17 protein-coding genes are annotated in these 16,930 nt (G+C 65.3%); 6 read left to right on the top strand and 11 right to left on the bottom strand.

Going from position 1 to position 16,930, the window contains the following annotated elements; translation table 11 throughout:
* The first annotated feature begins 26 nt into the window (after positions 1-26).
* The 3 genes from FIU85_RS02740 to rsmA are packed head-to-tail and all read left to right on the top strand — an operon-like array spanning position 27 to position 3,045.
* Positions 27-1,229 (top strand): peptidylprolyl isomerase, encoded by a 1,203-nt coding sequence (locus FIU85_RS02740; protein WP_254702994.1) that lies wholly within the window; start codon positions 27-29, stop codon positions 1,227-1,229.
* A complete protein-coding gene (gene pdxA, locus FIU85_RS02745; protein ID WP_152495764.1) occupies positions 1,226-2,209 on the top strand; it encodes a 4-hydroxythreonine-4-phosphate dehydrogenase PdxA in 984 nt (327 codons plus the stop codon). The genes FIU85_RS02740 and pdxA overlap by 4 nt, the downstream gene beginning before the upstream one ends.
* Entirely contained in the window at positions 2,206-3,045 is an 840-nt protein-coding gene (gene rsmA, locus FIU85_RS02750) for a 16S rRNA (adenine(1518)-N(6)/adenine(1519)-N(6))-dimethyltransferase RsmA (RefSeq protein WP_152495765.1), read from the top strand. Before pdxA ends, rsmA begins: the two co-directional genes overlap by 4 nt.
* A gap of 69 nt (positions 3,046-3,114) precedes the next feature.
* Here the strand turns inward: rsmA and FIU85_RS02755 are convergent, their stop codons facing one another.
* The 3 genes from FIU85_RS02755 to prfA all read right to left on the bottom strand — a co-directional run bounded on the left by FIU85_RS02755 (position 3,115) and on the right by prfA (position 5,786).
* Positions 3,115-3,681, bottom strand: coding sequence for a DUF4167 domain-containing protein (locus FIU85_RS02755; protein WP_152495766.1), 567 nt, complete (start codon positions 3,679-3,681; stop codon positions 3,115-3,117).
* 210 nt (positions 3,682-3,891) lie between these two features.
* On the bottom strand, positions 3,892-4,740 hold the full coding sequence (prmC, locus tag FIU85_RS02760; RefSeq protein WP_152495767.1) for a peptide chain release factor N(5)-glutamine methyltransferase: 849 nt from the start codon (positions 4,738-4,740) through the stop codon (positions 3,892-3,894).
* Positions 4,737-5,786, bottom strand: a complete 1,050-nt coding sequence (prfA, locus tag FIU85_RS02765) for a peptide chain release factor 1 (RefSeq protein WP_152495768.1) — start codon at positions 5,784-5,786, stop codon at positions 4,737-4,739. Before prfA ends, prmC begins: the two co-directional genes overlap by 4 nt.
* 62 nt (positions 5,787-5,848) lie before the next feature.
* Here prfA and FIU85_RS02770 point away from each other — a divergent pair, with 62 nt between their 5' ends.
* Positions 5,849-6,070 (top strand): hypothetical protein, encoded by a 222-nt coding sequence (locus FIU85_RS02770; protein WP_152492188.1) that lies wholly within the window; start codon positions 5,849-5,851, stop codon positions 6,068-6,070.
* On the opposite strand, the gene FIU85_RS02775 is transcribed toward FIU85_RS02770, so the two are convergent.
* From FIU85_RS02775 to FIU85_RS02785, 3 genes are read right to left on the bottom strand one after another with little or no spacing between them, the layout of a single operon-like run.
* Entirely contained in the window at positions 6,065-6,472 is a 408-nt protein-coding gene (locus FIU85_RS02775) for a DUF1499 domain-containing protein (protein ID WP_152495769.1), read from the bottom strand. The two genes, FIU85_RS02770 and FIU85_RS02775, sit on opposite strands and share 6 nt — an antisense overlap.
* 12 nt (positions 6,473-6,484) lie before the next feature.
* The gene (gene speB / locus FIU85_RS02780) at positions 6,485-7,447 is read right to left on the bottom strand and encodes an agmatinase (protein WP_152495770.1); all 963 of its coding nucleotides are present in this window, start codon (positions 7,445-7,447) and stop codon (positions 6,485-6,487) included.
* A gap of 17 nt (positions 7,448-7,464) precedes the next feature.
* Positions 7,465-8,634 (bottom strand): M20 aminoacylase family protein, encoded by a 1,170-nt coding sequence (locus tag FIU85_RS02785; RefSeq protein ID WP_152495771.1) that lies wholly within the window; start codon positions 8,632-8,634, stop codon positions 7,465-7,467.
* A 64-nt stretch (positions 8,635-8,698) separates the two neighbouring features.
* Here FIU85_RS02785 and mazG point away from each other — a divergent pair, with 64 nt between their 5' ends.
* The gene (gene mazG / locus FIU85_RS02790) at positions 8,699-9,511 is read left to right on the top strand and encodes a nucleoside triphosphate pyrophosphohydrolase (protein WP_152495772.1); all 813 of its coding nucleotides are present in this window, start codon (positions 8,699-8,701) and stop codon (positions 9,509-9,511) included.
* A 2-nt stretch (positions 9,512-9,513) separates the two neighbouring features.
* Here the strand turns inward: mazG and FIU85_RS02795 are convergent, their stop codons facing one another.
* From FIU85_RS02795 to prfB, 4 genes are all read right to left on the bottom strand, one after another.
* The gene (locus tag FIU85_RS02795) at positions 9,514-10,353 is read right to left on the bottom strand and encodes a DUF2189 domain-containing protein (RefSeq protein WP_152495773.1); all 840 of its coding nucleotides are present in this window, start codon (positions 10,351-10,353) and stop codon (positions 9,514-9,516) included.
* Positions 10,354-10,425: 72 nt separating this feature from the next.
* Positions 10,426-11,838 (bottom strand): amidase, encoded by a 1,413-nt coding sequence (locus FIU85_RS02800; RefSeq protein WP_152495774.1) that lies wholly within the window; start codon positions 11,836-11,838, stop codon positions 10,426-10,428.
* Positions 11,828-12,652, bottom strand: coding sequence for a hypothetical protein (locus FIU85_RS02805; protein ID WP_152495775.1), 825 nt, complete (start codon positions 12,650-12,652; stop codon positions 11,828-11,830). The genes FIU85_RS02800 and FIU85_RS02805 overlap by 11 nt, the downstream gene beginning before the upstream one ends.
* Positions 12,645-13,775 (bottom strand): peptide chain release factor 2, encoded by a 1,131-nt coding sequence (prfB, locus tag FIU85_RS02810; RefSeq protein ID WP_152495776.1) that lies wholly within the window; start codon positions 13,773-13,775, stop codon positions 12,645-12,647. Before prfB ends, FIU85_RS02805 begins: the two co-directional genes overlap by 8 nt.
* A 99-nt stretch (positions 13,776-13,874) precedes the next feature.
* Here prfB and FIU85_RS02815 point away from each other — a divergent pair, with 99 nt between their 5' ends.
* The gene (locus FIU85_RS02815) at positions 13,875-14,348 is read left to right on the top strand and encodes a GNAT family N-acetyltransferase (protein ID WP_152495777.1); all 474 of its coding nucleotides are present in this window, start codon (positions 13,875-13,877) and stop codon (positions 14,346-14,348) included.
* Between the two features lie 32 nt (positions 14,349-14,380).
* Here the strand turns inward: FIU85_RS02815 and FIU85_RS02820 are convergent, their stop codons facing one another.
* Entirely contained in the window at positions 14,381-16,903 is a 2,523-nt protein-coding gene (locus FIU85_RS02820) for a penicillin-binding protein 1A (protein WP_152495778.1), read from the bottom strand.
* Positions 16,904-16,930: the final 27 nt, after the last annotated feature.

Raw genomic sequence — 16,930 nt, forward strand, 5'->3', positions numbered from 1 at the left:
CTTCCTTTATTCACTCCGCGCTTCTCGTGCTGTTCGCAATTGCGGCCGGCACATTTTCCGGCGCGGCGCAGGCGCAGCAAAATCCCTTCGAGGCCGTGATCAAGGTCAACGACCTGGCCATCACCCGCTACGAGGTCGCCCAGCGGGCGCGGATGCTTCAGCTGTTCCGCGCCCCGGGCAACCCGCAGAAACTGGCCCGCGAGCAGCTGATAGAGGACCGCCTGAAGCTGGACGCCGCCACCAACGCCGGTTTCGTCCTGGAGGATGAACAGTTGATGGCCGGGATGGAGGAATTCGCCAGCCGCGCCAACCTGAGCGCGGAAGAGATGGTCACATCCCTGGGACAGGCGGGCGTGGACGAATCGAGCTTTCGCGACTTCGTCCGAGCCGGGATGACATGGCGCGAGTTCTCACGCGCGCGGTTCGCACCTCAGATCAACGTCGACGAAGACGACATCGCCCGCGCCCGGCTGTCGATCGGTAACCAGACCAGCGTGCGCGTGCTTTTGTCAGAGATCATCATGCCGCTGGGCAACGGCGACCCGCAAGCGATCCAGGACCGTGCCAACCAGATCAGCCAATACACCACCGAGGCGGAATTCGCCGCCGCCGCGCGCCGTTACTCGGCCACTGAGAGCGCCGGCCGTGGCGGCCGCATGGAGTGGGTCGCGATCAACGATCTGCCCGAAGGTCTGCGTCCGGTCGTGCTGGGCCTTGCCCCGGGCGAGGTCAGCGACCCCTTGCCGCTGCAGGGGGCCATTGCGCTTTTTCAGCTGCGCGACATCGAGGAAACCGACCAGCCCGCGCGCGAGTACGAGGAAATCGAGTATGCTGCCTATTACATCGACGGTGGCCGCACGGAGCAGGCCCTGGCCCGCGCCGCCCGGATCGACGCCGATACCGACACCTGTGATGACCTCTACGGCATCGCCCATGGACAACCCGAGCAGGTGCTGGAACGCGGCAGCAAGGCACCAAGCGAAATCCCGGACGACATCCGTCTGGCGCTGACAAAGCTGGATCCGGGCGAAATATCGACCGCGGTGACCCGGTCGGGCGGTCAGACGCTGGTCCTGCTGATGCTGTGCAGCCGAACCCCCAAGACCGACGGCGAGGCGCCCGGCGTCGAACAGCTCACCAATTTCATCCAAAGCCGCCGTCTGGACAGCTACGCCAGTGCCTATCTCGAGGAATTGCGGGCCGAAGCGCGGATCGTCGAACTGGAATGACCGCAAGGTCCGCCGCGTTGCCTGTCGCCATAAGCTGTGGCGAACCCGCGGGCATCGGGCCTGAAATCGCGGCCCGTGCCTGGCACGCGCTGAAAGAGGAGGTGCCGGTCCTCTTCCTGGGTGACCCGGACCACCTGCCCATGGATGTGCCGGTTACCCGGATCGACGCCCCGGAAGACGCGCCTCAATATGCGACAAGCGCCCTGCCGGTGCTCGCGCATCGCTTCGAGGGGCCTTTGACGCATGGGCAGCCAAACCCCGACCATGCCCGCTCGGTCATCGAGATGATATCGACGGCGGTCACCCTGCTGCGGCGCGGCGCCGTCAGCGCGCTTTGCACCGCGCCGATCCACAAGAAAGCGCTTCAGGACGGTGCGGGGTTCGCCTTTCCGGGACATACAGAGTTCCTGGCGGACCTTGCAGGTGAAAAGCATGTCGTGATGATGCTGGCCAGCGACCAATTGCGAGTCGTGCCCGCCACCATTCACATGCCGCTGTCTCAGGTGCCCGCCGCGTTGACGCCGGACAGCCTCGAACACACGATCCGCATCACCCATGCCGGTCTGATCCGCGACTTCGGAATCGTGGTTCCGCGCATCGCGGTTGCGGGGCTCAATCCCCATGCCGGCGAAGGCGGCAAGATGGGGCGCGAAGACATCGAGATCATCGCGCCCGTTCTGGACAAGCTGCGGAGCGAAGGCATGGACCTGCGCGGCCCGCTCAGCGCCGACACCATGTTTCACGCCGGCGCCCGAACCGGCTATGACGCGGCGATCTGCATGTATCACGACCAGGCGCTCATCCCGATCAAGACACTGGATTTCGACCGCGGCGTCAACGTCACGCTGGGCCTGCCCTTCGTGCGCACCTCGCCGGATCACGGCACGGCCCTGGATATCGCAGGAAAGGGCGTAGCGAACCCGACATCGATGATAGAGGCGGTCCGCCTGGCCGCCCGCATGGGCGCCGCGCGCGCATGAGCGCGATCGACTCGCTGCCCCCCCTGCGCGAGGTCATCGCCACGCACGGACTGACCGCGCGCAAGTCGTTGGGGCAGAATTTTCTTCTGGATCTCAACCTGACAGCCAAGATCGCGCGTATGGCCGGTGATATCGGCACCGCCGATGTCCTGGAAATCGGCCCGGGCCCGGGCGGGCTGACCCGCGGATTGCTGGCCGAGGGCGCGCGCCGCGTTCTGGCGGTCGAGAAGGATGCGCGCTGCATCCCCGCGCTGAAGGATATTGCCGCCGCCTATCCCGGGCGGCTCGACATCATCAACGGCGACGCGTTGGAGATCGACGCGGCCGCTCTTTTGACGCCGCCCATCAAGATCGCGGCCAATCTGCCCTATAACGTGGGAACCGAGCTTTTGGTGCGGTGGCTGACGCCAGCCACCTGGCCGCCTTTCTGGGACAGCCTGACACTCATGTTCCAGCGCGAGGTGGCCGAGCGTATCGTCGCGCAACCGGGATCCAAGGCCTATGGTCGGCTGGCCGTGCTGGCCCAGTGGCGCAGCGACGCGCAGATCGTGCTGCAACTGCCGCCAGGGGCGTTCACTCCGCCACCGAAAGTGTCCAGCGCAGTCGTCCACATCAAGGCGCGGCAAACCCCGCGATTCGAGGCCGCCCCAAAGGTGCTGGAACGTGTCGTCGCCCGCGCCTTCAACCAGCGGCGCAAGATGATGCGAGCGGCGCTGAAGGGTCTTGCACCCGATCTCGAGGATCGGCTGATCGCCTCTGGAATCCAGCCCACCGACCGGGCCGAAACCGTCGGCCTGGAACAGTTCTGCGCCCTTGCGCGCACGTTTGATGACTGAACCACAGAACGTCCCGGATCGCGAACGCAGTCCGGGCAACGGGCACGCGGCCCCAAGACTGCCCGGGGGCTACTCTGCCGCGGCAGACGGCTCGGACCCGCCCTTGTCGCCCTGCTCGCCGCCGCCACCCTCGTTGCCACTGTCCGGCTTCTTGCGAGGCTTGCGGGCGCGCTTGGGTTTCTGCGGTTTGTCGTCCGACTGGCTTTCCGGGGTTTCGACCAGACCGCTGTCGCCGAAGGAGTCGCTTTGCAACGAATCCGTCGACGCGTCGTTGCCGGTATCGCTCTCGCCGTTCGACTCGCGCTCCTGGCGCTGTGCGCGTTCGCGGTCGCGTTCGGCCTGACGCTCCCGGTTCTGGCGCTCCTGCTCTTCGCGCTTCTGATCCTGCTCCTTCTGGGCCGATCCCAGAAGCCGCAGGTAATGTTCGGCGTGTTGCTGGAAATTTTCGGTCAGAACCCGGTCGCCCGCCAATTGCGTGTCGCGGGCAAGCTGGTTGTACTTGTCGATGATTTGCTGCGGCGTGCCGCGCACCTTTCCCTCGGGGCCGGAACTGTCGAACACGCGGTTGACGACATTGCCCAGGGGCGAACGGTTGCGGTTGGACTTGTTCCGCGAACGTGACTTCGATGATCTCATAAGTGGTTGTCAGCCCTATTGCTTGAAGCGCTGTTTGTTCCGGGTGACGCCCCTTGCGTCTGTGAAGACCGGATCAATGTGCTGGCTTGAATTCACATACGGGTGTCGCAAGGACCCACGGCGTTGTGATACGTCCAGTAAACATGCCGCGACGGTTTTCACAAGGGCTTAGGTCGAAATTTCGGCAAAAACCATGCAAAACAGCCCGATTCAGGGGGGTCCAGCCGGCATTTTGCCGCTGACGACTCGGTCGCGCCCCTCTAAATCGCGCCTCACCGCGTTCTCGCGAAAGCCCGCAGTTTCGAACAGCCGGGTCACATCCGCCGCTTGCGTGTGGCCGATTTCCACCAACAGGCGCCCGTCCGGGCGCAGGTGCGCAGGGGCACCGGGCACAAGTCTTCGGTAAGCCTCAAGGCCGTCGCTTTCATCGGTCAGCGCGATCCGCGGCTCGTGCGACAGCTCGGGCGCAAGCCCTGTCATTTCGTCGACCGCGATATAGGGCGGATTGGACACGATGAGGTCGAACCGGCCTTCGACCGCCTTGTACCAGTCCGAGCGCAAGAGCATCACGCGGTCGGCCAGGTTCAGCCTGCGGGCATTGCGGTCGGCCACGGCAAGGGCCTCGGGCGAAACATCCGTGCCCACCCCCGCCGCGCCGGGCCGGGCCGCCAAGAGCGACAGCAAGATACATCCCGATCCCGTCCCGAGGTCCAGCACGTGTTCGAATGGCTGCTCCAAAGCGGCCTCGACCAGCGTTTCCGTATCGCAACGCGGGTCCAGAACCGCACTGCTGACCTCGAAACGGTGACGATAGAAGTCGCGCCACCCGGTCAGGTGGGTCAGCGGAACACGCGCAACGCTGCGGCGCTCAAGCAAGGCTTCCAGGCGCGCCATGGCAGCAGCCGGCGCTGCGTCCCGTGCCATCACGCTGATCCGGTCGGCCTGTGTTTCCAGGGCAAGGGCCACAAGGCTGCGCGCCTCGCGCGGGGCGTCCTCGATCCCCGCGGCCTTCAGCACGACCCCGGCGTGGCGCACAAGGTCGGCAACCGTCTGGCTCACCCTTCCATCTCCGCCAGGAGCGCCGCCTGGGCATCGGCGGTCAGCGCGTCGATCACCTCGTCCAGGTCGCCCTGCATCACCTGGTCCAGCTTGTAGAGCGTCAGGTTGATCCGGTGATCGGTCATGCGTCCCTGCGGGAAATTGTAAGTTCGGATGCGTTCCGAGCGGTCGCCCGAGCCCACCTGCGCCGCACGGCTGGCCGAGCGCTCGTCATGCATCTTCTGGCGTTCCATGTCGAACAGGCGCGTTTTCAGCACCTGCATCGCGATCTCGCGGTTGCGGTGCTGCGATTTCTCGGAGCTCGTGACGACGATGCCGGTGGGAATATGCGTGATCCGCACGGCGGAATCGGTGGTGTTCACGTGCTGTCCGCCCGCACCGGAACTGCGCATCGTGTCGATCCGCAGGTCGTTGGGGTCGATCTGGATATCCACGTCCTCGGCCTCGGGCAGCACGGCCACCGTCGCGGCGGAGGTATGGATGCGCCCGCCCGATTCCGTTTCCGGCACGCGCTGCACCCGGTGCACGCCGGATTCGAACTTCATCCGCGCAAAGACGCCCTCGCCCTTGATGTTGGCCACGACCTCCTTCACCCCGCCCAGCTCGGTCTCGCTGTATTCGATGATGTCGAAGGTCCAGCGCCTGCTTTCCGCATAGCGCTGGTACATGCGCAAGAGATCACCCGCGAACAGCGCCGCCTCCTCGCCGCCGGTGCCGGGCCGGATCTCGATAATGGCAGGCCGTGCATCGGCCTTGTCGCGCGGCAACAGCGCCAGTTGCAGCCGCTCTTCCAGAGCCGGTCGCTGCTCTTCCAGCGCGTCCAGCTCTTCGGCGGCCAGTTCCTTCATTTCGGGATCGTCCAGCATGGCGCGGGCGCTCTCGATCCCGTCCAGCACCGCATCATAGGCGCGGATCTCCTCGACCACCGGGCGCAGCTCCGCGTATTCCCGGCCGAGCTGCGCGATATCGCCCGTCCCGGCCGACATCTGCGCCTCGATATACTCGAACCGCTGCGTGATCTCGCGAAGTTTGTCCAAAGGCACCATCCGCGCGGTGTTGCCTATTCGTGGCGCTTGGTCAAGTCGGCAAAGCGTGCTAGCATCGTATCATGAAACGGATTTTTATCCTTCTTTTCGCGTTCACTCCGGTGCTGGCCACGGCACAGGGCAAAACCGTCGAATGCTACTGCACCGACAAATCCGGCGCGCGGATCGAGATGGGTGAAACAGTCTGCATGCAGGTCGACGGGCGCAGCTTCATGGCACAATGCCAGATGTCGCTGAACGTACCGATGTGGCGCAAGGTGTCCGACGGCTGCCTCAGCTCATAGACGCGCCAGCCATCCGTCCAGCCGCTTGGCGTTGACACCCATGTCAGACTTGCCGAACCGCAGCCGACCATAGAGTACGATCTGACCGCCCTGTCGCGCGACCGTAGTGTAGTCGGGGAATCCCCACAGCGCCGAACGGGTGATGTAGGTGACCATCCCTTCCTCGACCGACCCCGCCAACACGGTGGTCCGTGGCGTGTCGCGAATGATGCCGTCCAGCCGTTCGAGCGTGTCGCCATCGTCCGGCACCACACGCACGGCGTGTCCCGGGCCGTCACCGGGTTCCAGACCGTTCGGCATATCGTGCCAATCCTCGGCATAGGACGGCGCAAGCCGCACGTAGACACCAAGCGCGATCAGCGCCAGCACCAGAAAGACAATGATCCGCGTCAGAATATACATAGCAGCTCCCTTTTACCGCCGCGTCCAGCCCCAGAGGCACAGCATCTCCATCACCACATGCGCGCCCGCAATGGCCGTGGCCCCGGTCGTGTCGAACGGTGGCGAGACCTCGACCATGTCCCCGCCCACAAGGTTGATCCCCGCGATATCGCGCAGGATGGCGGCGGCCTGCCAACTGGCCAGCCCGCCCCAGACCGGCGTGCCCGTCCCAGGCGCAAAGGCCGGGTCGAGACAATCTATATCGAAGGTCATGTAGGTCGGCGCGTCGCCCAGCACATCCTTGATCCGTGCGGCCACGGCGGCGGGCCCCATCTCGTGCACCTCCCGCGCTGTCAGGGTCGGCACACCCAGGTTATCCTCATTCACCGTGCGGATCCCCACCTGGATCGAGCGTTCGGGGTCCACCAGGCCTTCCCTGACCGCCTTGTAGAACATGGTGCCGTGATCGATGCGCTCCATGTCGTCATCCGCCCAGGTGTCGGAATGCGCATCGAAATGCAGCAGGGACAGGGCCCCGTATTTCTCGGCATAGGCGCGCAGGATCGGGAAAGAGATATAGTGATCGCCGCCAATCGCGATGCTGGCCGCCCCGCCCTTCAGGATGCCGCGGATATGGTCGGTCAGGGCGGCGGGAAACTCCGACACCTTGGCATAATCGAATGCCAGATCGCCGTAATCCACGATCGCCAGCGCCTCCAGCGGGCTGTAGCCGTCCCAGTAAACCGGCGGATCGAAAGGTTGCAGGCTCGACGCCTCGCGCACCGCGCGCGGCCCCAGCCGCGTGCCGGTGCGGTTGGTCACCGCCTGGTCGAACGGGATGCCGGTGATAGCCACGTCCACGCCGCTGAGATCCTTGCTGTATTTCCGCCGCAAGAAGGACGGCGCTCCGCCAAAGGCGTTCTCGAACGTGAGGCCACGCAAGTCGTCCCGCGTGAACGCCTGGTCCACCTGTTTCTTCGCGTCCTCAAGCGCCATCCTTGCGCCCTCCCTCGTTATCCGTTCAGCGGTTGCGCCCGCTCCACCAGCCGGGCAAGGAACGACGCCCCCACCGGCGCCACCGCGTCATTGAAATCAAACCCGGGGTGGTGCAGCGCCGGCCCCTCGCCCTGTCCCAGGAACAGGTAGGCCCCCGGCCGCGCGTTCAGCATGAAGGCGAAATCCTCCGCCCCCATCTCGCGCTGGCGGTCGGTCTGAACCATGTCCGGGCCCGACACCTCGCCCGCCACTTCGGCGGCAAAACCCGTCTCATCGGCATGGTTCACCGTCGCCGGATAGCCCACCTCGATCCGCAAGGCCGCCTCGACCCCGTAAGAGGCCGCCTGCCCCGCGATGATCTCTGTCAGCCTAGTATGCACCATCTGCTGCACCTCCGGCGCAAAGGTGCGGATGGTTCCGTTCACATAGGCCGTCTCGGGCACGATATTCTCGGCGCTGCCGGTGTGGATCTGCGTCACCGAGACGACGAGGTCCTGCAAGGCATGGTGATTGCGGCTGACGATGGTCTGGATCGCCTGCACCATGCCCGCCGCCGCAACGACCGGATCGCGCGTCTCGTGCGGAAAAGCGCCGTGCCCACCCTGCCCGGTGATGTCGATATGGAACGTGTCCACCGCCGCCATGATCGGCCCCGGCGTGGTGCTGAACCGCCCTTCGGCATCCCCCGGCATGGTGTGCAGGGCATAGACCTGGTCGATGCCGAACCGCTCCATGACGCCCTCCTCGACCATGATCCGCCCGCCACCCGGCCCGGCCTCTTCGCTGGGCTGAAAGATCAGCGCGACACGGCCTTTGAAATTGCGCGTCTCGGCTAGGTACCGTGCAGCTCCCAACAGCATCGTCGTATGCCCGTCATGCCCGCAGGCGTGCATTGCCCCGGGCGTCTGCGAGGCATAGGGCACGCCCGTCGTCTCATGAATCGGCAACGCGTCCATGTCCGCCCTCAAACCGATGGTCGGCCCCGGCCCCTGCCCCTCGATCACCGCTACCACGCCGGTCCTGGCGATCCCGGTCTCGATCTGCGTGATGCCGAACTCCCGCAACCGCTCCACCACGAAGGCCGCGGTCTCAAAGCAGTCGAACCCAAGCTCGGGCCGCTGGTGCAGATGCCTGCGCCACGCCGTCATGTCCTCGGCAAATCCTGCGATCCGGTTGATGATGGCCAAGCGTCTGGACTCCTCTTTGCTCTGCGGTCAGGGTCCACTCAACGCCAGAAAGAAGGACGGTGCAATGCCCGATGACCTGATCCATGACCCCAAGGGCGGGATGCCCCGGCTGCGCGCGATCATGCGGGCGCTGCGCGATCCCGACACCGGCTGTCCGTGGGACATAGAACAGGATTTCGGCACCATCGCCCCCTACACCATCGAGGAAGCCTACGAGGTCGCCGACGCCATCGAGCGCGGCCAGTGGTCCGAGTTGCGCGACGAACTGGGGGACCTCTTGTTGCAGGCCGTGTTCCACGCCCAGATCGCTGACGACAAGGGGCTCTTTGATTTCGACGACGTCGCCAACGGCATCGCCGACAAGATGGTCGCCCGCCACCCGCATGTCTTTGGCGACGAGAACCGCGACAAATCCGCCGAGCAACAGACCCGCGACTGGGAAGCCGTCAAGGCGGCCGAGCGGGCGGCCAGGGCCCAGACCGGCGTGCTCGACGGCGTCGCGGCCGGCCTTCCCGCTCTCATGCGCGCGGTAAAGCTACAGAAACGCGCGGCTCGCGTGGGCTTCGACTGGCCCGATGCCTCGCACGTCCTGGACAAGATCACCGAAGAAGCGCAGGAACTGCAAGAGGCCGCCGACACGCTTGGCCCCGACGAGGTCGAGGAGGAGTTCGGCGATCTGCTCTTTGTCATGGCCAACCTCGCGCGGCATATGAAGGTCGACCCCGAGCAGGCTCTGCGCCGCGCCAACGCCAAGTTCACCCGCCGGTTCGAGCGGATCGAGGCGCTGCTGGCCGAACAGGGAAAAACGCCGCAGGACTCGAACCTGGCCGAAATGGATGCCCTCTGGGACCGCGCCAAGACCGAGGAAAAGACCTGATCTCAGGTCGCCGCCGCGCCATTCCGGTCGCCGCCGGTCTCTTCCGCGGCACCCTCCGCGCCCGCCACCACGATCTGCCGGTAGAGGTGCCACGTGGCATGGCCCAAAAGCGGCAGCACCACGAATAACCCCAGGAAGGCCGGGGCAAGGGCCGCGAAGGTCAGCACTGACACGATCGCGGCCCAGCACAGCATCGGCACCGGGTTGCCCGCCACCGTCTGGATGCTGGTGATCATCGCGGTCACGAAATCCACCTCGCGGTCCAGCAGCAGCGGCAGCGCCACCACCGTCATGGAAAACAGCAACAGCGCAAAGGCGGCACCCACGGCACTGCCCACGGCCAGCATCGTCAGCCCCTCGCGCGTCAGGTAGATGTCGTAGGAGGTCGAGACGTTGGTCATGGTCGAATAGCCCAGGAACAGCGCGAAGATCATATGCGCCAGGAAGAACCAGAACAGGAACACCACGATCACCACGGCGCAGATCGACGGCAGCTGCCGGTGCCTCTGGTCAAAGATCACACCCAGAATGTCCCTCGCGACAAGTGGCTCTCCCTGCTCCAGCCGGTGACTGACCTCGTAAAGACCGACCGCCGCGAACGGTCCCACCAGCGGAAAGCCCACGGCTGCGAAGACCAGCCAGTATGTCTGTCCCGTCACCCACGTAACCCAGATCATGACCCATCCGATGGACACGTACACGCCCGCGAACAGGATCGCATAGCCGGGCGCCCGGCACATATCCCGCCAGCCCCGGCGCAGCGCCGTCCCCAGCATGTCCAGCCGGACGTCGCCAAGCTCGGGCACACCCAGCGGCCGCGCGTGCTGTTCCCTTTCGCCCATGGCATCCTCCCTCGGGCGACAAGCCTACAACCTGCCCGCGCGTCGGCAAAGCCGAATTTGGGTTTGTAATTCCTACAGTGTCGGCGGCCGCGTCTCGGGCCAGCGCGTCGCGCGGTGATAGGCCTCGGCCAGCTCCAGCAGGCGCGCATCGTCGCCGTGCCGTCCGATCAGCTGCAGCCCCATCGGCAGGCCCTGCGGCCCGAACCCGGCGGGCACCGCAACGGCGGGCAGACCCAACAGGCTCGCGGGCACCACCACCTCCATCCAGCGGTGATAGGTGTCCATCCCCTGCCCGGCGATGGCCTTCGGCCAGTCCAGCGTCTTGTCGAACGGCCAGACCTGCGCCGTGGGCAAAGCGATGACGTCAAACCGCTCGAAAAACGCGTCTGCGGCGCGCAGCCAATCGGAGCGCAGCACACTCGCCGCGTGCACGTCCAGCGCCGACAGCGCGCGGCCCTGCTCGATTTCCCAGATCGCCTCGGGCTTGAGATGCCGGCGCAGCGTTTCATCCTCGTACATCGGCGACTTGTCCGACGCGATGGCCCAGCTGCGCAGCGCGGTCCAGGATTGCCACAACGCCTCGCGGGAAAACGGCGCGGCGGGGCTGTCCACGGCGCAGCCCACCTGCCCCAGCACATCCAGCGCCGCCTCACACAGCAGCAGGATACCGTCCTCGAACCGCAATGCGCCGTTCCAGTCCGCCAGCCAGGCCACGCGCAAGCCTGCCGCCTCGCCGCGCAGCGCGCGGACCGGTGCAAAATCCGGGCCCCGCAGGCCACCCTTTTGCGGCACCGACATCACGTCCAGCTGCAACGCAAGATCGCCGGGGCAGCGGGCCATCGGACCGTTGGTGGCCAACCGGTGCAAAAAGACATCGCCCTCGGCCCCGCCCGGCACCCGGCCCCAGCTGGGGCGCATCCCGTAAACATTGCACCACCCCGCCGGGTTGCGCAGGCTGCCCATCATGTCCGAGCCGTCGGCGATCGACAGCATCCCCGCCGCCAGCGCCACCGCCGCGCCGCCCGACGACCCGCCGCAACTGCGCGTCAGGTCATAGGGGTTCGAGGTGACACCATGCACCGGGTTGTAGGTGTGGCTGCCCAACCCGAATTCCGGCGTGTTGGTCTTGCCGATGACAATCGCGCCCGCCGCGCGAAGGGGGGCGATATGCGGGCTGTCCACGGCGGCGATCTGCCCGGCGAACGCGGGCGAGCCATGGCTGGTGGGCAAGCCCGCCGCATCCGCCAGATCCTTGACCGCGAGCGGCAGACCGTGAAGCGGGCCTTTCGCCTCGGTCCTGTCCGCCGCACGCGCCTCGGTCATCAACGCCTCACGCTCGCGCATCGACACGATGGCATTGAGCGGGCCGTTCACGGTATCGATCCGGTCCAGTGTCGCCGCCATCAGGTCGGCCGCGCGCAACCGCCCCTCCCGAATCGCGCGCGCCTGGTCCGCGGCGGTCAGTGTCAGCGGATCACTCGACATCGGAACAGATCGGTGGACGCGGCGTGCCACGCTCGGTTGCGTTGATGCCCTCGACCCAGCCCGCGCCGATGGCCAGCATCATCATATCCATCATCGTCCAGGCATTGACCACTTCACCGTCCGTGACATCCGCCAGGGTCTGCCCCACCTCGACGGTGACCGGCGCCACGTTGGCCTCACACGTCACGCGGCTGGCATTGTCGCGCACCAGCGTGTCGAAATGCTCCAGCATCAGCGCCTGGCTGCGCCGGATGGCGTCGATTCTCGGCACATCCGCACAGGCGCCCGTCAGCACCTGAAACCCCATCGGCGTGCGCAGCGGATCGTCGGAGAAAAAGCTGACACGGCCCGACCGCACGCCCTCCGCGATGATCCTGTAATAGGCGACCGCCGCCGCGTCGCGGGTGAGGCCGTCCTGCTGCACAAGCGCCTGCTGCATGTCCTCGCCCACGATGAAACAGCCGTATTCCGCGAACTCCGCGTGGGCGTCGACCGCCCCGATCCCGCGCTGAACCACCGGCGAGGCGATGTCGTAGCGGGTGTCGATCTTCGGCGGCTGAATGGTGCAGATCCCGGGTCCAAGCACGATCCAGTCGCCGTGCCTCTCCGCCTCGCCCCGCGCCAGCGCCGCCTCGGCATAGGTTGTCAAAGTGGCGCGAAACTCCGGCGTCGGCATTTCCTGCGCCATGCGTGACTGCGGCCCGACGGCGCAGCCATTTTCCGACAGGTAGGCCCGCACCGAGGCGTCATCGGCCCAAGCGCCACCAGCGGCCAGCATCATCACGAGGCCCGCTGCGGCAATCGCCCTAGACATCCTCGCCCTGCGCCTCGGCCCGCGACTTGCCCGACACGTCCAGCGCCAGCGTGGCGGCCATGAATGGGTCCAGGTCGCCGTCCAGCACGCCCTTGGTGTCGCTGGTCTCGTGCCCGGTGCGCAGGTCCTTAACCATCTGGTAGGGCTGCAACACGTAAGACCGGATCTGGTTGCCCCAGCCCGCGTCGCCCTTGGCCTCGTGCGCGGCGTTGATGTCGGCGTTCCGCTTGTCCAGCTCCAGCTGGTACAGCCGCGATTTCAGCGCCTTCATGGCGATATCGCGGTTCTGGTGCTGCGACTTTTCCGAGCTGGTCACGACGATGCCCGTGGGATGGTGGGTGATCCGCACCGCCGAGTCGGTCTTGTTGACGTGCTGCCCGCCCGCGCCCGAACTGCGATAGGTGTCGATGCGGATATCGTTGGGATTGACCTCGATCTCGATATTGTCGTCCACCACCGGATAGACCCAGACGGAACTGAACGAGGTGTGCCGCTTGGCCGCCGAATCGTAGGGCGAGATCCGCACCAGCCGGTGCACGCCCGATTCCGATTTCAGCCAGCCATAGGCGTTGTGCCCGCTGATCTTGTAGGCCGCCGACTTGATCCCGGCCTCGTCGCCCGGCGTCTCGGACTGCAGCTCGACCGAATACCCGTGCTGCTCGGCCCAGCGGACATACATCCGCGCCAGCATGTTGGCCCAGTCGCAGCTTTCCGTGCCGCCCGCGCCCGCGTTGATTTCCAGGAACGTGTCGTTGCTGTCGGCCTCGCCATTCAGCAGCGCCTCCAGCTCTTTCGCGGCCGCCTTCTTGGCCAGCCGCCGCAGCGCCTCCTCGGCCTCGGCCACGACCTCGTTGTCGTCTTCCATCTCGCCAAGCTCGATCAGGCCGGTCTGGTCCTCAAGCTCCGCCTTGATCGAATCGTGCGTCTCGACCGCATCCACCAGCGCCTGCCGCTCACGCATCAGCGCCTGTGCCTTGGCCGGGTCGTCCCACAGGTTGGGGTCCTCGACGCGGGCATTGAACTCTTCCAGCCGGTGCTGCGCGGTCTCCCACCCCATGCGCTGGCGCAAAAGCTCCAGCGAGGTCTCTATCTCGGCAACAAGTGTCTGTATCTCGGCGCGCATTGTGGCGATGTCCTTGGGTCTGCTCAGGGCTTGGTGATATCAAGGCGTCAAGGCACCGACAAGTCAGCCTGCGCAAATCACGATGATGATCTATGTACTATGAAGAGCTTGTTTATCAGACTTGCACGTCTTGAGGACCTCAAGGCGATAGAGAGGCTAAGTGACATTGTGCAAGCAATACACGCAACGTCACGCCCGGATGTGTTTCGCATGCCCGTCGATACAGAAGGTCGCCGCGCGTTTTTCTCGGCTTCGATTTCGGACGACAGGTGGCGAGTCTGGCTGGCGTCGAAGGACGAGCGTGTCCTCGCCTTCTCCATGTCGGAAGTTATCGATAAATCCGGTCCGATCCGCTCACCCCACTTTGAAGGCCACCTGCATCAAATCTGCGTAGACCCAGCAGACCGTCGGCAAGGCGTCGGCATGGCATTGGTTCAACATACCGTCCGTGATCTAAAAGCGCGGGGCGTGGATCGTATCACAGTCAACTACTGGAACTTCAACACCGCTTCCCGCGCGCTGTTCGAGGCCGCCGGTTTCGCCCCCGTCGAGACCAAGGCCGAACTTCTCTGACGACGGCACACCGTTTCGTCTTGTACCCGGATTCAATAAAGCCCGCCCGAGCTCATGTTGCCAAAGCTGGATTTCTGCCCGACCTGCGCCTTGTTCCCGGTCGAGGTCGTGACCTCGCGCACCTGCTCGGTCTCGCCCGCCTGGAACAGGTCGAAATCGCCGCCCATCGCGTAGCCGCCGTCGAACATGATCCCGAACAGCGGGTCTTCGCCTTCGCGGAAACATTCCGACACCACGTTGGGGCCGGACGCACCGTCGGGCAGGCGCGAGCCGGAATAGCGGTCGATGTTGATGAAATCGCAGCCCTCGGGGACCTTGAACTCCGAGCCGCCGTATTTCTGGATCGCCTTCTCCATGAACGCCTGGAAGACCGGGCCGCACATCGACGAGCCATAAGCGCTCCGCCCCATGCCGCGCGGCTGGTCATAACCGATGTAACAGCCCGCCGCGATCGTGGACGAAAAGCCCACGAACCACACGTCGCGCGCGTCGTTGGTGGTGCCGGTCTTGCCGGCAATCGGCACCGGAAGGTTGATCGCACCGCGGGCCGTCCCCCGGTCGACCACGCCTTTCATCATCGACGTCAACTGATAGGCCGTCACCGGGTCCATGACCCGCTCGCGGTTGGACACGATGCGAGGGCTGCGCGACCGCGGGATACCCGGATCGCCGCAATCGGTGCAATCCCGCGCGTCATGGCGATACACCGTGCGGCCATAGCGGTCCTGCACACGGTCCACCAGTGTCGGCTGCACCCGCTCGCCGCCATTGGCGAACATCGAATAGGCCGCCACCATCTTGTACAGCGTAGTCTCCTCGGACCCCAATGCGTTGGCCAGGAACGGCTTCATGTTGTCGTAGACGCCGAATTTCTCGGCATAGCTCGCCACGGTTTCCATGCCGACCTCTTCGGCCAGGCGGACCGTCATCAGGTTCCGCGACTGCTCGATGCCGGTCCGCAGCGGCGTGGGCCCATAGAACTTGTTCGACGAGTTCTTGGGCCGCCACAATCCCTGCGGCGTGTTGATCTCGATCGGCGCGTCCACGACGATCGTCGCGGGCGTATAGCCGCTGTCCAGCGCGGAGGCGTAGACGAACGGCTTGAAGCTCGACCCGGGCTGGCGCTTGGCCTGCGTCGCACGGTTGAAGACCGAGTGCTGATAGGAGAACCCGCCCTGCATCGCCAGCACGCGGCCGGTGTTGACGTCCATCGCCACGAAGCCGCCCTGCACCTGCGGCACCTGCCGCAATGTCCAGCGGATGAAGCTGCCGTCGCTGTCGGCGGTCATGCGCCGCACGTGCACGACCTCGCCCCGCTCGAAGGTTTCCTGAAAATTGCCGGGCAGCCAGGCGATGTCCTCGCGCGGCACCACATGAGGCTCGGCCTCGGTTTCTTCGACCCCCTCGATGCCAAGGCGCATCCGCTGATCCCCGATCTCCAGGATCACCGCCGGATACCACGTCCCGTCAAGCTCGATGTCGCGCGCAACCCGCGTTTCGGCCAGCGCCGCGCGCCATGCCTCTTCGCTTTCCAGCACCTCGGCGGGCAAGGTCTTGCCCGTGCCACGCCACCGGCCCGTGCCGCGATCATAGGTTTCCAACTGTTCGCGCAGCGCCTCTGCCGCGATGTTCTGCAATTCGCGGTCAATCGTGGCGCGCACCGCCAGACCGCCCGAGAAGAACTCGCCTTCGCCGAAATCCTGGCTCAGCTGGCGGCGAATCTCATCGGTGAAGTAATCGCGCGGTGGCAGCTGCGCTGAAAACGGCTCGAAATCGCCATTCTGAACCGACTTTAGCGGCATCGCCACCTCGGTCTCGTAACTCGCCTCGTCGATATACCCGTTCTCGTACATTTCCTTCAGCACGAAATTACGCCGCTTCATCAAGCGCTCTCTCTCGCGCACCGGGTGATAGTCCGACGGCGCCTTGGGCATCGACGCCAGAAAGGCCGCCTCGTGCGGCGCAAGCTCTCGCAGGGGCTTGTTGAAATAGGTCTGCGCCGCCGCCGTCACGCCATAGGAATTCTGGCCGAGGAAGATCTCGTTCATGTAAAGCTCGAGGATATCTTCCTTGCTCAGCGTCTCTTCGATCCGCGTGGCCAGGATGATCTCCTTGATCTTGCGCTCGATCCGCCGGTCGCCCGACAGCAGGAAGTTCTTCATCACCTGTTGCGTGATGGTCGACGCCCCGCGCACGTTCTGCCCGCGCGAGCGCACCGCCTCCACCACCGCGGCGGCGATCCCGCGCGCGTCATAGCCGCCATGGCTGTAGAAATTCTTGTCCTCGGCCGAGATGAAGGCCTGCTTCACCAGATCGGGGATATCCTCGGCGGGCGTGAACAGCCGCCGCTCGCGGCTGAATTCGTCGATGATCCGCCCCTCGCCCGAATAGATCCGGCTGATCGTCGGCGGCGTGTAATTCGCCAGGCTTTCGTGGCTCGGAAGGTCCTTGCCGTAAATGTGAAACACCGCCCCGATCGACAGTGCGATCACCACGACGACAAGCGTCACGAGACTGAAGATCGTGCCCAGGAATGTGGTGATGGGTCTCAGCAAGATACGGGTCCTTTCAAGATCGCCTTC

It is taken from the genome of Roseovarius sp. THAF8, from assembly GCF_009363735.1.
GTDB lineage: Bacteria > Pseudomonadota > Alphaproteobacteria > Rhodobacterales > Rhodobacteraceae > Roseovarius.

Excerpts from the sequence above, each read along its gene's own strand:
- pdxA (WP_152495764.1), top strand. The coding sequence starts at position 1,226 with ATGACCGCAAGGTCCGCCGCGTTGCCTGTCGCCATAAGCTGTGGCGAA.
- rsmA (WP_152495765.1), top strand. The coding sequence starts at position 2,206 with ATGAGCGCGATCGACTCGCTGCCCCCCCTGCGCGAGGTCATCGCCACG.
- FIU85_RS02755 (WP_152495766.1), bottom strand. The coding sequence starts at position 3,681 with ATGAGATCATCGAAGTCACGTTCGCGGAACAAGTCCAACCGCAACCGT.
- prfA (WP_152495768.1), bottom strand. The coding sequence starts at position 5,786 with ATGGTGCCTTTGGACAAACTTCGCGAGATCACGCAGCGGTTCGAGTAT.
- FIU85_RS02770 (WP_152492188.1), top strand. The coding sequence starts at position 5,849 with ATGAAACGGATTTTTATCCTTCTTTTCGCGTTCACTCCGGTGCTGGCC.
- FIU85_RS02775 (WP_152495769.1), bottom strand. The coding sequence starts at position 6,472 with ATGTATATTCTGACGCGGATCATTGTCTTTCTGGTGCTGGCGCTGATC.
- speB (WP_152495770.1), bottom strand. The coding sequence starts at position 7,447 with ATGGCGCTTGAGGACGCGAAGAAACAGGTGGACCAGGCGTTCACGCGG.
- mazG (WP_152495772.1), top strand. The coding sequence starts at position 8,699 with ATGCCCGATGACCTGATCCATGACCCCAAGGGCGGGATGCCCCGGCTG.
- FIU85_RS02795 (WP_152495773.1), bottom strand. The coding sequence starts at position 10,353 with ATGGGCGAAAGGGAACAGCACGCGCGGCCGCTGGGTGTGCCCGAGCTT.
- FIU85_RS02800 (WP_152495774.1), bottom strand. The coding sequence starts at position 11,838 with ATGTCGAGTGATCCGCTGACACTGACCGCCGCGGACCAGGCGCGCGCG.
- FIU85_RS02805 (WP_152495775.1), bottom strand. The coding sequence starts at position 12,652 with ATGTCTAGGGCGATTGCCGCAGCGGGCCTCGTGATGATGCTGGCCGCT.
- prfB (WP_152495776.1), bottom strand. The coding sequence starts at position 13,775 with ATGCGCGCCGAGATACAGACACTTGTTGCCGAGATAGAGACCTCGCTG.
- FIU85_RS02815 (WP_152495777.1), top strand. The coding sequence starts at position 13,875 with ATGAAGAGCTTGTTTATCAGACTTGCACGTCTTGAGGACCTCAAGGCG.